Genomic DNA, 14,120 nt, shown 5'->3' with positions numbered 1-14,120 from the left:
CCTTACTATGAAAAACATTCTTACCCAATTCTCCCGACTTTTCGTTGGAATTTTATTTATTATTTCTGGATTAATAAAACTCAACGACCCCGTTGGTTTCTCCTACAAACTAGCTGAATATTTTAGTCAAGCCGTTTTCAATATCCCTTTTTTCGAGCCATTTGCTTTAGCCATTGCCTTATTTTTGGTAATACTTGAAGTAGTTTTGGGAGTCCTATTATTAATTGGCTACAAGACCAAATTCACCATTTGGAGTTTACTAATCCTGATTGTTTTATTTACCTTTTTGACTTTTTATTCCGCTTATTTTGATGTGGTTAAAGATTGTGGTTGTTTTGGCGATGCATTAAAATTAACGCCTTGGCAATCCTTTACAAAGGATGTTGTTTTATTATTCTTTATTTTAATATTATACTTCAATCAAAGATTAATACAACCTTTATTTGGATTAAAAACACAAAATCTTCTTGTCGTTATTGCCCTTGTACTTTGTTGTTTTATGGGATATTGGGTCTTGAACCATTTACCTATCAAAGACTTTAGACCATTTAAAGTAGGAAACAACATCTATGATGGGATGATGATTCCAGATAATGCTCCAAAAAGCGAAGTAGAAATGGTTTTCATCTACAAAGTAAATGGTGTTCAGAAAGAATATACCGAAAAAGAGTTAATGAACATTCCAGCAGGCGCCACATTTGTCGATCGAATTGACAAAGTGATTAAAGAAGGTTACATCCCGCCAATTCATGATTTCACCATGGAAAAAGATGGACAGGATTACAAAGATCGTTTTTTAAGACATGAACAATTAATGGTGATCGTTGCTTATGATTTGAATAAATCCAGTGCCGAAGGAATGGCTAAACTGGAAGCTTTGCATAAAAAAGCTTTGATTAAAGGCTATAAAGTAATCGGAATGACCGCTTCTTCTCCAGAGCAAATTGAGGCAGCAAAAAAACAATTTGGCCTGACTTTCGATTTTTATTTCTGTGATGCCATTGCTCTCAAAACTATTGAAAGAGCCAATCCTAGTGTCGTGATTATCTCGAAAGCAGTAGTCAAACAAAAAGTACATTACAACGATATTGAGGATTTAAAACTATAATTCCTTTAACCTCAAACAACAAAAAAGAGTGTCCTCGATAAAACGGAAGGCACTCTTTTTTATATCATAACTTTTTCCTTTTAAAAAAGTATCAAAATAATTTTACTTATTCGAGCTGTAGTATCAATTACAGTGAATTGCTAAGGAACGCTCTCATTTTACGACAAATCCCCTATTTTATTAACGATAACGTTATTGTTCTATTTTTTTAACAAAATAACAACTAAACTAACAATCCAAGCAATGCTTAGATGAAATAGTTTCTTTAAATTTGTAGACAATGAAAAAACCAACAATATGAAAAAAATAATCGCTCTTTTTATTGCTTTTGCTAGTTTTTCGTGCACTCAAGCTCAAAAAACAGCATTTTCGTCACTGGCTTTAAATGAAAAATTATTAGCAGCCAATGACAGTCAAGTAGCATTTAAAGATGTTTTAAAAAAACATAAAGGCAAAACAATAGTCATTGAAGTTTGGGCCTCTTGGTGTAGTGATTGTGTAAAAGCAATGCCTAAATTAAAAGAATTACAAGCCAATCATCCAAAGGTAGACTATGTATTCATCTCTATGGATAAAACCGCTGACAAATGGAAAGCGGGTATTGAGAAACACGAAATCAAAGGCGATCATTATATGGCCAATGACCAAATGAAAGGTGTTTTTGGAAAAGCCATCGACCTAGATTGGATTCCACGTTACATCATTATCGATAAAAAAGGGAAAATCGTGCGTTACCGTGCTATTGAAACCGATTTTGCAGCCATCGACGAAACATTAAAAAGTTTAAAATAAAATAATACAACCTTTAAATACAAAAAAAAATGAGAAAGAAGATTGTGGCAGGAAACTGGAAAATGCATAAAAATGCAGCACAAACCCAAGAATTATTGACTGACTTATTAGCAAAAATACCTACTGAAACTACTGTAGAAGTAATTGTAGCACCAACTTTTATAAACTTAGCAGCTGCGGTAACCAAATTAGAAGGAAGCGCTATTGAAGTTGCAGCACAAAACCTTCACCAAGCGGAAAGTGGCGCTTTTACAGGTGAAATTTCTGCTGATATGATCAAAAGCGTAGGTGTAAACTATGTTATCTTAGGACATTCTGAGCGTAGAGCTATTTTCCACGAAACAGATGGTTTGATTGCTTCAAAAGTTGATACGGCATTAGAACACGATATGACCGTAATTTTCTGTTTTGGTGAAGAATTAAAAGATCGCCAATCTGGAAATCACTTCAACATTGTAGAAAACCAATTGAAAGATGGTTTATTCCATATTACAGCTGCTGATTGGGAAAAAGTAGTTTTAGCTTACGAGCCAGTTTGGGCTATCGGAACGGGAGAAACTGCTTCACCAGAGCAAGCACAAGAAATGCACGAATTCATTAGAGAAACCGTTCGTAAAGCCTTCGGAAGCGATATTGCAGAAGACCTTACTATCTTATACGGTGGAAGTGTAAAACCAGACAACGCTAAAGAAATTTTCTCTAAACCAGATGTAGACGGAGGTCTAATTGGTGGAGCTGCCTTGAACGCTACTGATTTCTTAGCTATTGTTACTGCTATCTAATCAAATTATTAATTAGTAAAACCAAAATGGTTCAAACTAATACCATTGAATATAACCTGACTAATAAACGAGTCAGGTTTTTTTATGCCTTTAGCAAAAGAAAATGTATGCAACTGGAATCGGAAAGAAAGTAATGCTAACGAAAAAAAAAATATCTTTGAAAGAATAAAGAGGCTGTCCGAAAAGTAAGGACAGCCTCGTTCTAGTTTTTTTTTATAAAATCAAGGACAATTTTTACACATACTCAATGAGCACTCGATTTTGTATTTCCTCAATTTCTTCAAAGCGCATTCCAGTAAAACCATTGTCTAGGATAGCCTCTTTTAATCGCTCCGAGACATAATAACCCGCCATGCCGTTATGTGCACACCTAAAAAAATCGATCTCTTGATTGCTTGTGTTCAATGCAATTTTTACAGGTAGTAGTTTTGGCATACCATATAAACCAAGAAATTCTCTGCATTTATCCAAGAAGTCCAAATCGGAGGTAATTTTAATCTCTTTATCTAAATCTTTGTACTGAAACGCACCTAGGCTTTCAAATAATTTAAAAATAGATTTTTCATAGTTTATAAAATCACTTTTGTATTGATCTAGATAGAAAATGTAATACGTGTAATCGACTTCTTTTTTCGTTGCTTTTATCTTCCAAGTCTGAAAAGGGCTATTGCAAAAGGGCTTTAAAAATGCTAAAAATAACTCATCAAGGATTAGGTATTCTGTTATTGTTATTGGTCCTAAATGAATAAGCGAAGTACATTTGGCACTTTTGTAGAGTTCAACTATTGGTAAAGCTGGATTATTGTGTATAGGATTTAATAAATTGTTACCAAATGCGTTTTCTGTATAGGCTTGCCCAATCCATTTAATGTTTTTGTCTTGTGGGTAATTTCCAATTTCTTTTTTTTCAAGCGAATGTCTTAGTCTGTAATATTTCATTTTCGTTATTTTTAAGGAATTAGATTGGCTATTTCGCCTAAGGTTAAGTTAGGGTTGGCTTCAATTGTGGCTTTGATTTTTAGTTTAACCAAAGAACGAGACTGTCGTTTTAAACAGTCTCGTTCTAGTTTTTTTTAAAATCAAGGACAATTTTTACACATACTCAATGAGTACTCGATTTTGTATTTCCTCAATTTCTTCAAACCGCATTCCAGTGAAACCATTGTCTAAGATAGCCTGTTTTAATCGCTCCGAGACATAATAACCCACCATGCCATTATGTGCACACCTAAAAAAATCAACTTCTAACTTGCTTGTGTTTAATACAATTTTTGTAGGTAGTAGTTCAGGAATACCATATAAACCAAGAAATTCTCTGCATTTATCCAAGAAGTCCAAATCGGAGGTAATTTTAATCTCTTTATCTAAATCTTTGTACTGAAACGCACCTAAATCTTCAAATAATTTAAACGTGGATTTGTCATAGTTGATAAAATCACTTTTAGGATAATCTAGATGTAATATGTAGTATTCATAATTAATGTCTCCTTTTTTTATACCAATCTTCCAAGTTTGATAGCTAGTATTAAAATGAGGAATTAAAAACTCTAAAAACTTTTTTGTAATTATTAAATATTTTGGTAACATAGCAACTAAACCAATAAAATCGGTCATTTTGACACTTTTATGCATGATGGGCATTGGCAAAGCTGGATTTCCTACAACTGGCCCAAAAAGTCCTTGATTTGAAAAGGAATCTTCACTAAACCGGTATCCATCAAAAAGACAACTTTTCTCACCTTCTGCTCTACCAATGATCTTTTTATCTAATGAATAATCTAATTTAAAAAACTTCATAATCTTAAGGGATTAAATCGGCTATTTCGCCTAGAGTTAAGTTAGGGTTAGCTTTAATTATGGCTTTGATTTTTAGTTTAACCAAAGAACGAGGCTGTACTTTTAAATAGCCTCGTTCTAGATTTTTTTAAAATCAAGGACAATTTTTACACATACTCAATGAGTACTCGATTTTGTATTTCCTCAATTTCTTCAAAGCGCATTCCAGTAAAACTATTGTCTAGGATCGCCTGTTTTAACCGCTCCGAGACATAATAACCCGCCATGCCGTTATGTGCACACCTGAAAAAATCGATCTCTTGATTGCTTGTGTTCAATACAATTTTTGTAGGTTGAAGTTCACCAAAACCGTAATTTCTGCACTTATCTAGATAATCTATATCGGAGGTAATTTTAATCTCTTGATTCAATTCTTTGAATTCATGTCCATCTATAAGTTCAAATAATTTAAAAATGGATTTATCATAATTAATAAAATCACTTTTGTATTCATCTAAGTAGAAAATGTAATACGTGTAATCAACTTCTTTTTTTGTTGCTTTTATTTTCCAAGTCTGAAAAGGGCCATTGCAATAGGGCTTTAAAAATGCTAAAAACGGTTCGTTAATGATTAGGTAATGTTGAATTGGAATCTCAACCATATGTATTAATGAAGTGGTCTTTGTGCTTTTGTAAAACTCTAATGTTGGTATGGCTGGATTGCTATGAATAGGATTAAACAATCCTTGAGTGCCAAAGGCACCATCATCATAGGGTCTGCCGTCCCAAGTTGTTTTTTGCACTTGGTGATAATGACCGATTTCTTTATTCTCTATCGAGTTTCTTAAACGGTAATATTTCATTTTATAGATTTTAAGGGATTAAATCGGCTATTTCGCCCAGAGTTAAGTTAGGGTTAGCTTTAATTGTGGCTTTGATTTTTAGTTTAACCAAAGAACGAGACTGTCGTTTTAAACAGTCTCGTTCTAGTTTTTTATAAAATCAAGTAAAAATTTTACACATACTCAATGAGCACTCGATTTTGTATTTCCTCAATTTCTTCAAACCGCATTCCAGTAAAACCATTGTCTAGGATCGCCTGTTTTAATCGCTCTGAGACATAGTAACCCGCCATGTCATTATTTGCACACCTGAAAAAATCAACTTTTTGATTGCATGTATTTAAAACAATTTTTGTAGGCTGTATAGAAGGAATACCATATAGACCAATAAACTCTCTACATTTATCTAAATAATCCACATCAGAGGTTACTTTAATTTCTTGGTTTAAAGAAATAGTAGAGTAGTTTTTTTCAAACAACTCAAAAGTTGATTTTTCATAATTAACAAAATCACTTTTGTATTCATCTAGGTAGAAGATGTAATACGTATAATCAATCTCTTTTTTGCTTGCTTTTATCTTCCAAGTATGAAAAGCACCATTACAGTAAGGCTTAATAAACTCTAAAAAGAACTCATTAATGATAAGGTATTTACTAATTCCAATCTCAACCATTTGTATCAATGAAGTAGTCTTTGCGCTTTTGTAAAACTCCAATGTGGGTATGGCTGGATGTGTTGGGATGGGATCAAATAATAGGTGCATAGCAAAGGACCCTTTGTCAAAGGGTCTACCGTCCCAAATGGTTTTTTGTATCTGAGTGTAGTGTCCTAATTCTTTTTTTTCGAGCGAATGTCTAAGTCTGTAATATTTCATTTTATAGATTTTTATGGTATTAAATCAGCTATTTCGCCTAAGGATAAGTTAGGATTGGCTTCAATTAAGGCTTTGATTTTTAGCATAACCAAAGAACGAGGCTGTACTTTTAAATAGCCTCGTTCTAGTTTTTTTTATAAAATCAAGTACAATTCTTACACATATTCAATGACAACTCGATTTTGTATTTCCTCAATTTCTTCAAACCGGATTCCGGTGAATCCATTTTCTAGGATCGCCTGTTTTAACAGCTCCGAGACATAATAACCCGCCATGCCGTTATGTGCACACCTAAAAAAATCGACTTCTTGATTTTTTGTATTTAAAACAATTTTTGTGGGTTGCATGTGAGGAATACCATTTAATCCGTTATATTTTATACGTTTGTTTAAATTATCCACATCGGAGGTTACTTTAACTTCTTGATTTAAAGAAATAGTAGAGTACTTTTCTTCAAACAACTCAAAAGTTGATTTTTCATAATTAATAAAATCACTTTTGTATTCATTGAGGTAGAATATGTTATATGTATAATCGACCTCTTTGTGGGTTGCTTTTATCTTCCAAGTCTGAAAAGGGCTATTGCAATAGGGCTTTAAAAATTCTAAAAATGATTCGTTAATAATCAGGTATTCATCAATCCCAATCTCAACCATTTGTATTAATGAAGTGGTTTTTGCGCTTTTGTAAAACTCTAATGTGGGTATGGCTGGATTGTTATGAATAGGATTAAACAATCCTTGAGTACCAAAGGCACCATCATCATAGGGTCTGCCGTCCCAAGTCGTTTTTTGTATTTGGGGATTATGTCCAATTATTTTTTTGTCGATACAATAAGATATTCGGTAATATTTCATTTTTTATCTGTTTTAAGGAATTAGATTAGCGATTTCACCTAGTGTTAGATTAGGGTTGGCTTCAATTGTAGCTTTGATTTTTAGTTTAACCAAAGAACGAGACTGTCGTTTTAAACAGTCTCGTTCTAGTTTTTTATAAAATCAAGTAAAAATTTCACACATACTCAATGAGTACTCGATTTTGTATTTCCTCAATTTCTTCAAAGCGCATTCCAGTAAAACCATTGTCTAGGATCGCCTGTTTTAAACGCTCCGAGACATAATAACCCGTCATGCCATTATGTGCACACCTGAAAAAATCAATTTCTAACTTGCTTGTGTTTAACACAATTTTTACTGGTTGTAACTCAAAAAAACCGTAATTTCTTCGTTTATCCAAATAATCTACATCAGAAGTGATTTTAATTTCTTGATCTAAATCTTTGTACTGAAATGCGCCTAGGCTTTCAAATAATTTAAAAATGGATTTTTCATAGTTTATAAAATCGCTTTTGTATTCATCTAGGTAGAAGATGTAATACGTATAATCGACTTCTTTTTTCGTTGCTTTTATCTTCCAAGTATGAAAGGAACCATTGCAATAGGGTTTTAAAAATTCTAAAAAAGTATCATTAATCGTAAGATACAAAGTTAATCCAATCTCAACCATTTGTATCAATGAAGTAGTCTTTGCGCTTTTGTAAAACTCCAATGTGGGTATGGCTGGATGTGTTGGGATGGGATCAAATAATAGGTGCATAGCAAAGGACCCTTTGTCAAAGGGTCTACCGTCCCAAATGGTTTTTTGTATCTGAGTGTAGTGTCCTAATTCTTTTTTTTCGAGAGAATGTCTAAGTCTGTAATATTTCATTTTATAGATTTTTATGGTATTAAATCAGCTATTTCACCTAAGGTTAAGTTTGGATTGGCTTTAATTGTGTCTTTAATTAGTGCTGTGTAGGCGGTTAAATCATCATAGGCCTTCTCTATATTGCCATGAGCGTTGTCAAACAAGTTATTCATATATAAGAAAATTTTATCTGAATATTTTTTATGACCATTCAAATGGAAGTCAGCGGTCATAGCTATACCATTTGGGATGTCGTTAATATGCCATGCACTCTTGGTTTTTGAGCTGTACTTGGCTGCAAGTTGTACTAATTTATGATTTGCTAATCCATAAGGAATAATGTGATGTGCATGTATGGCTAAGCTTGTTATGCCTAATACTTTTCTTAATTGACTACGATTGCTAAATTTTATAGTTCCATCGGCTAATTTATAAGCTTTTAAGATAACTCTATTAGCACCATTGTTTATTTTATACACTTTTTTAGCGATTCTTGCCACAGTGGTCCAATCGCCAGCAAAGGGTACCACAGCGGTTATACTTAGCGCACTATTTTTATAATCACCACTAAAAGCATACCAAGCGGCATGGGTAACGTCAAAAATAGGGCCAATTACAGGAGCCATCCCCATAACATCTAAGCCTAAATGCAACGCTTCAGAGTTCGCTTTAAAAAGGATTTTTGTATAGTCCCAAGCGGTAAAAACATGACCTGGAGGATACTCACTAGTCATAATAATGACCATTTCCTGTAACACTAATGCATTATATCTGATCATAAAACCAGCTGTCCCAAAGCCAGGGTTGATTTTTACTAATTCATTTTGTAGTAAGGTGTCAACAGCAGGGGTGTCAATGTTAAAAATATTGTCTGTTTGGAGCAATCGTAAAACAATGTTTAATGCAGCTTTTGCTTCCAAGCTTTTATTATCTTCAGCATAGCTATCTTCAAAATTAGCTAGGTCAAGTAATTCTTTAATATTTTCTAGACTAACTTTGTTATTATCTAATAGACTTAGTAAGGTGTTAGGTAGGATATCCGAAGGGTTCTTCATACGATAACTAATAGTCCAGGATAAAAAGTTTTTAGCTTCCGTATTGTTAGATTGTATTTTTGAAAGATAGCTAATGATGGATTGCATAAATCTTTCTTGACCATGCAAAAACTGCCATTGTTGTAAGGTTAATGGTAGTTGTGACCTTATAATTGCAAGTCGCTCAGGCTCAGAAATAAATGTAGCAAAGCCCGCAGGGACGATAGTAGGACATGGGTCTGCAGTTGTTTTTTGAGTAGGACTGCAAGAGTTACAAGTAAAACTTCTTATCCATCGCCAAACGATGTGTAAAGCGTCGCCTATAGCTGTGCCAGTAGTCGTTATAAAACCCCCTATTGCTGTCCCAACACCCGTACCTGTGCCTGTTCCCGTTCCAGTACCTGATCCAGTGGAGTTGCTTGATGAGTCACCTATAACCTGTACAGATAAACCATACCCACTAGTAGCTGACCATGCAGCACTCCCATATGAGGAACTAAATCCTCCCGAGGGTGAAGAGCCACCAGAGGAACTATCGGGGTTACTCCCATCTACAAATGAACTTACTGACGGTATTGGGTCTCCGTTCGGATAATATTGAGGTAGGCAAGGATCTTTACTTGTTTTAGCGTTACTATCTGTTTTTGGTTGACCAAAAAAGGAGGTGTAATAAAACAGTTCAACTTTACCCTTGAAATTTTTGATATCATATTTACTGTTCCTGTATGCTAAATAATACTCAGGATTACAAGTATGTTTCTCCACAAAGGCATGTTTTTCGCCATTAGGCAAAAAATTGACTATAAGATTGTAAGTAATATTTTCTGGAGTGTCTTTGAAAGTAAAGCGAAGGTTGTAGTTTTTATTGTTGAGGGTGTCAATTGTTTCTACTATTTTTTCCACTTCAAATGTGGCATCGAGTGCAATTGTATTTGATTTATTGGTCTTTCCTTTTTGCGAAATATCACCAATGATTGATTTAATATAGTTATCGACCTCTGGAACATCTTTTAGTGCCATAGCCTTAGTTTCAAAAGGCAACGGATTAGTTGTATTAGCTTGACTTTCATGTAAATCATTTGTGTCGAATTCGCAGCTGCTTAATGACAAAAATAGGGTAAGAACAAATAATTTGGCTTTCAATAGATATTGATAGCAATCCTTTTTACTAAAGTTTTTCATAAATTTATTGAAGGTATAGTTTTAATAGATTGTAAATGTAGGTAAGTAAAATAAGTAAAAAAATACCCACTTTTAGTGATTTTTAAAAAAATGTATTACAAACCAATACTATGTGAGTTTAAACAACAAAGAGGCTATCCTTTTCGGACAGCCTCTTTTTGTGGACATTTGATTTAACTAGCCAAGAAAATGTTTTAATTAAACACGATACTATAATTCAATTTGACTCCTAATTCAAAATGTAAAGAAAAACCATTAAATTAGTATCTTTGAAATCTAAAATGTGTAATTATGAATGCTAACGAAGCCATTTTGAACCAAAAATTAGAATTGATCCAGTGGCTTTCAACTATTGAAGATTCTGCTATTATTCAAAAAATAATGGATTTAAGAAAAAAAGAAAGCACAGATTGGTGGAATTCTATTTCTGAAAATGAGAAACAATCCATAGAACTTGGTCTAGAAGATGCAGAATCAGGTAAACTAAACGAGCATTCAGAAGCAAGAGCATTATATAAAAAGTGGTTATAAAATTCTATGGACCGATAACGCACTTCAAGAATTAGAAGCTACACTAAATTATCTACAAGAAAAGTGGACTCTAAAAGAACTTAAAAATTTAGCAGTTGCTCTAGAGAAAACGCTACAACTTATCGCTCAAAACCCATATATTTTTCAAGCCTCAGTTGAGAAAAAAGAAATTCGAAGAGCTGTTGTTTTACATTTAAATACCTTGTACTATCGTATTTCTGAAAACCGAATTGAAATCTTATCTTTCTTTTCCAATCGACAAAGCCCAAAAAAAAGAAAATTAAAATAATCTTTTCAAAGGCTCAAATTATCTCGATGATAATCGACTTCTATCACGGAGATATTACATCCTATTTAACCTAAAAACGAATTTGATATTGTAATAAAATTTGGTTATAATCGTATTGTGCCGAATTAGGAATATTTTTGTTGTAATCTACAAAAAGCCCGACCAACGATAACTTTCCAATATAATCTTCTCCCAAAATATAACTCGCCATAGGTGTGTAAATTCGGAGTGGATTGCCAGCTTTCACCAGATTCTCGAGGTATTCATAACGAAAAGAAAACTCTACGCCTATTTTTTTGTCTGCATCTATAATTTTTCGAACCAAAGGAATCACATAAATACCTTGCATCTCATAATCGTTCAATTCTTTTGGAACAAGTTTAGAAGCAGTATACGCATTCAAATTCGAGCCTCGTTTATATTCTGTATCGAAAGCCAAGCACCAAGTGGGACTCATTTTTTTCTCAAACTGCAAATCGGCACCATATGCCTTGGCCGATTGCCCATCCCAACGCGAAAAACCAACATTGCCACCCAAATTAAGGTACTTGCCTAACTTGTATTCTAACCGAAACATATGATGCTTTGCATTATCGGAGTCCGCGACTTGATTTTTACCATTTCCGTTGACAAAACTATAATAGTACTTGAGTGGGATTTTTAAATCTGATAAGGAACCGAAAACGGCGGCACCTATCTGAAAACTTTGCCAACCATTGTTCCCAAAAAGAGTGTACTGATTGGACCAATTATAGGATTTTAAAATATCGGCTGGATACAAATCTTCTAAGCCGAAATAAGGACGAAATTGCCCAGCTTGAATCGACAAATAGTTATTGGCTTTGTATTTCAAATTAGCCAATTCTAAAACACGCGTTTGAGGGTTGCTTTTGAAATCAGCTAAATTAATCAGCACCTGAGCCGTAATTTTATTGATTTCGAACTTTGCTTGCAAGCGAACATAACGAAGGTAAAAACCATTGTCTGAGGCTTTATCATCTGTGGTGTGATTGCCGTTCATATCCACATTTGAAGAGAATGTTTTAGCATAATCCCCCACAAAAAGAACAGCATAACTGGCTTTTTTGGTTAAGAAATCAAGCTTTTTATCTGATGCCTTGGTTTCTTTGGGTGGATTTAAAAGTGGTAGTTGATTTTCGATTTTATTTTCTGATGTTTCAGTACTTTGGCTATAGCAAAGCGAGGTGAAGAATGCCAAGGGTACTAGCATCCATTTTTTGAATTCAATAAGCATTATTTTAGTATTTTGATAGAAGCTTTAGAGGTAATTAACCTAATTTATACAGAAGGAACTGCTTTAGTTTCTTGTAAAAGCTTCTGTATTAAAGAAACTCTAAAATTAAAGTAATTCCTTCTTTTATTCTATGATAAAAATCAGGAAATGGCTTTTTTGCTGTCCTTTAAACATAAAAATTAATGCAAGAAATATCCTCAATAAACTTGTGGTATTTACAGGCAATTGATACATTTGAAAGGACACTAAATACAGATTTCTTAAACTGTCAAAATGTGTTTTTGAACGAAAAATAAAAAATAGTTTATGGCAAAATGGACAACAGAAAACCCTGCTTTTGTAGACACTTGGTTTTCATTATTTCGATTAGGGCAGATAAAAAAACAATTCAATGCTGCGGATACCATCAAAATGTCGGAGCTTACATTTTTCAATCCGTTATCAAGTAAGGATAACCTAAAAATTGAAGCAACATTAATTGCCGATACCATTGATAAAGTTTTTTCGAGTTGGGGTGCCAAACTAGAAAATTCTATATCTAGAAATACCGCCATAAACGATATGATTCAGATTCTTTTAGATGAAGATAAAACGATAAAGGACTTGGCTGAAAAAAATGACGAAAACTATTTTTTTACAAACGAAATTAAACTCGAGAATGAATCGTAAACTACTATTTTTTGTCCTGATTGTATTTTCACATTTCGGGTTAAATGCACAATCGCTTACAACTGTTGTATCCAAAGACAAACTACTGCAAGAAAACAAAGTCATAGAAAAAGTTGATTCTCTAAAAAAGCAACCCGAAAATTGGGGGCTTCTATTGGATTTTATGGCCCTAAAAATCCAAAAAAAAGACACCTCATATTTGAAATGGTTGAATAACTTTGATTTGGATTTAAAAACCTTTCAAAACAAAGATTCTACTAAATCGGCTTTAGGATTTGCTTACAACCTCAACATCGAAAGAGCAAAAATCACTGAGAAAGGCCATATAAAAAGAGGAAAATCAATATCGTTAGAGACAAAAGGGAATGTATCTTTTAACAAAGAAGTCAATCCCTACAATTTTCTAAACACCAAATTGGCTTTTAATCTCTTCCGAATTGGTGGAGGCGTAACCGTAACCACTACCCCGAATGATTTAGTTTACTACGCTAATTTACGCAGAAAACTTGCCACCTACGAAAATTCAGAAGCCATACTAAATGCCCCAGAATGGCGTGAAATGAACGAAAAATTCAAACTCAAAAATAGTTGGATTCTCAAATATGATTTTAATGCGGGCTTAGAATCGAATCAAGATTTTTCCAAAAAACAAAGTACCTTAGGTATGCGATTAGGTGGTACTCTGAAATCTTGGAATAAAAACAGCCTAGCATCAAAACTCAATATTCTAGACTATCCTTTTGCTGCATTTAGAAAATTAACCCAATACAAAGGTACGCTCCATTCGGGTATCACCCTTCCCACGCTATTGTTCGGTTTTGATTATGTAAATCCAATAAAAGATACGTTACGAAAAAAAAGTGACCCCAATCTAAAGCCTTTCCCGCGTATGCATTTCGAAGCGGGTTTTAGAACCGTACTTACTGAGATTTCCTCACAAACACTCTTCTTCAATAGTTCTTTTAAATACTTCAAAGAAATTAATGCATCGAATGCGATAAAAAACAATAGCTTTGATTCGTTTTCATATTTCACAGCAGCTATCGCCTCTTCAAGTGGAGTCTATGTAAGCTACTCCAACGGAAAACTGCCTTTTGACAGACGAAAAGAAGCCGTATATGAAATTGGATTCAAATACCAATTGGACTAACAGAACAGCCGCAATTCTTTATTTGTAACTATTCAGCCTTTAATATAGCGATGGTTTTAAAAGCGGCCAATATGTTTTGACCGTTTTTAATACAGGTGTCGGTTACCGAACGAATAACCGCATAGATTTGAGCACCATTCTCAGTTTTG

Annotated in this window: 15 protein-coding genes; 7 read left to right on the top strand and 8 right to left on the bottom strand. The window is 33.7% G+C overall.

What is annotated here, in order from left to right; all coding sequences use genetic code 11:
- Nucleotides 1–7 precede the first annotated feature (7 nt).
- The 3 genes from WFZ86_RS17380 (at nucleotide 8) to tpiA (ending at nucleotide 2,682) form a co-directional block, all read left to right on the top strand.
- The gene (locus WFZ86_RS17380) at nucleotides 8–1,108 is read left to right on the top strand and encodes a BT_3928 family protein (protein WP_342693108.1); all 1,101 of its coding nucleotides are present in this window, start codon (nucleotides 8–10) and stop codon (nucleotides 1,106–1,108) included.
- Between the two features lie 297 nt (nucleotides 1,109–1,405).
- Nucleotides 1,406–1,900, top strand: coding sequence for a TlpA family protein disulfide reductase (locus WFZ86_RS17375; RefSeq protein ID WP_342693107.1), 495 nt, complete (start codon nucleotides 1,406–1,408; stop codon nucleotides 1,898–1,900).
- A 29-nt stretch (nucleotides 1,901–1,929) separates the two neighbouring features.
- Complete coding sequence (gene tpiA / locus WFZ86_RS17370; protein WP_342693106.1) at nucleotides 1,930–2,682, top strand: triose-phosphate isomerase; 753 nt, start codon at nucleotides 1,930–1,932, stop codon at nucleotides 2,680–2,682.
- A gap of 234 nt (nucleotides 2,683–2,916) precedes the next feature.
- Here tpiA and WFZ86_RS17365 read toward each other — a convergent pair whose 3' ends face one another.
- The 7 genes from WFZ86_RS17365 to WFZ86_RS17335 form a co-directional block, all read right to left on the bottom strand.
- The gene (locus WFZ86_RS17365) at nucleotides 2,917–3,621 is read right to left on the bottom strand and encodes a hypothetical protein (protein ID WP_342693105.1); all 705 of its coding nucleotides are present in this window, start codon (nucleotides 3,619–3,621) and stop codon (nucleotides 2,917–2,919) included.
- 153 nt (nucleotides 3,622–3,774) lie between these two features.
- The gene (locus WFZ86_RS17360) at nucleotides 3,775–4,479 is read right to left on the bottom strand and encodes a hypothetical protein (protein WP_342693104.1); all 705 of its coding nucleotides are present in this window, start codon (nucleotides 4,477–4,479) and stop codon (nucleotides 3,775–3,777) included.
- Between the two features lie 146 nt (nucleotides 4,480–4,625).
- Entirely contained in the window at nucleotides 4,626–5,321 is a 696-nt protein-coding gene (locus WFZ86_RS17355; protein ID WP_342693103.1) for a hypothetical protein, read from the bottom strand.
- 152 nt (nucleotides 5,322–5,473) lie between these two features.
- Nucleotides 5,474–6,175: a hypothetical protein gene (locus tag WFZ86_RS17350; protein ID WP_342693102.1), complete on the bottom strand. Its 702-nt coding sequence runs from the start codon at nucleotides 6,173–6,175 to the stop codon at nucleotides 5,474–5,476.
- Between the two features lie 155 nt (nucleotides 6,176–6,330).
- A complete protein-coding gene (locus tag WFZ86_RS17345; protein ID WP_342693101.1) occupies nucleotides 6,331–7,032 on the bottom strand; it encodes a hypothetical protein in 702 nt (233 codons plus the stop codon).
- 154 nt (nucleotides 7,033–7,186) lie between these two features.
- A complete protein-coding gene (locus WFZ86_RS17340; RefSeq protein ID WP_342693100.1) occupies nucleotides 7,187–7,882 on the bottom strand; it encodes a hypothetical protein in 696 nt (231 codons plus the stop codon).
- Nucleotides 7,883–7,893: 11 nt separating this feature from the next.
- Entirely contained in the window at nucleotides 7,894–10,077 is a 2,184-nt protein-coding gene (locus tag WFZ86_RS17335) for a hypothetical protein (protein WP_342693099.1), read from the bottom strand.
- A gap of 291 nt (nucleotides 10,078–10,368) precedes the next feature.
- On the opposite strand from WFZ86_RS17335, the gene WFZ86_RS17330 reads away from it, so the two are divergent.
- Entirely contained in the window at nucleotides 10,369–10,608 is a 240-nt protein-coding gene (locus tag WFZ86_RS17330; RefSeq protein WP_342693098.1) for a hypothetical protein, read from the top strand.
- A complete protein-coding gene (locus WFZ86_RS17325) occupies nucleotides 10,571–10,897 on the top strand; it encodes a type II toxin-antitoxin system RelE/ParE family toxin (RefSeq protein ID WP_342693154.1) in 327 nt (108 codons plus the stop codon). Before WFZ86_RS17330 ends, WFZ86_RS17325 begins: the two co-directional genes overlap by 38 nt.
- Nucleotides 10,898–10,967: 70 nt before the next feature.
- Here WFZ86_RS17325 and WFZ86_RS17320 read toward each other — a convergent pair whose 3' ends face one another.
- Nucleotides 10,968–12,152, bottom strand: a complete 1,185-nt coding sequence (locus WFZ86_RS17320; RefSeq protein WP_342693097.1) for a porin — start codon at nucleotides 12,150–12,152, stop codon at nucleotides 10,968–10,970.
- A gap of 306 nt (nucleotides 12,153–12,458) precedes the next feature.
- Here WFZ86_RS17320 and WFZ86_RS17315 point away from each other — a divergent pair, with 306 nt between their 5' ends.
- Both WFZ86_RS17315 and WFZ86_RS17310 read left to right on the top strand, forming a co-directional pair.
- Nucleotides 12,459–12,821: a hypothetical protein gene (locus tag WFZ86_RS17315; protein WP_315169708.1), complete on the top strand. Its 363-nt coding sequence runs from the start codon at nucleotides 12,459–12,461 to the stop codon at nucleotides 12,819–12,821.
- A complete protein-coding gene (locus WFZ86_RS17310; protein ID WP_342693096.1) occupies nucleotides 12,811–13,971 on the top strand; it encodes a hypothetical protein in 1,161 nt (386 codons plus the stop codon). The genes WFZ86_RS17315 and WFZ86_RS17310 overlap by 11 nt, the downstream gene beginning before the upstream one ends.
- Nucleotides 13,972–14,120 lie beyond the last annotated feature (149 nt).

Source organism: Flavobacterium polysaccharolyticum (genome assembly GCF_038739875.1).
Lineage (GTDB): Bacteria > Bacteroidota > Bacteroidia > Flavobacteriales > Flavobacteriaceae > Flavobacterium > Flavobacterium polysaccharolyticum.
This window is presented reverse-complemented; position numbering and strand designations above follow the sequence as displayed.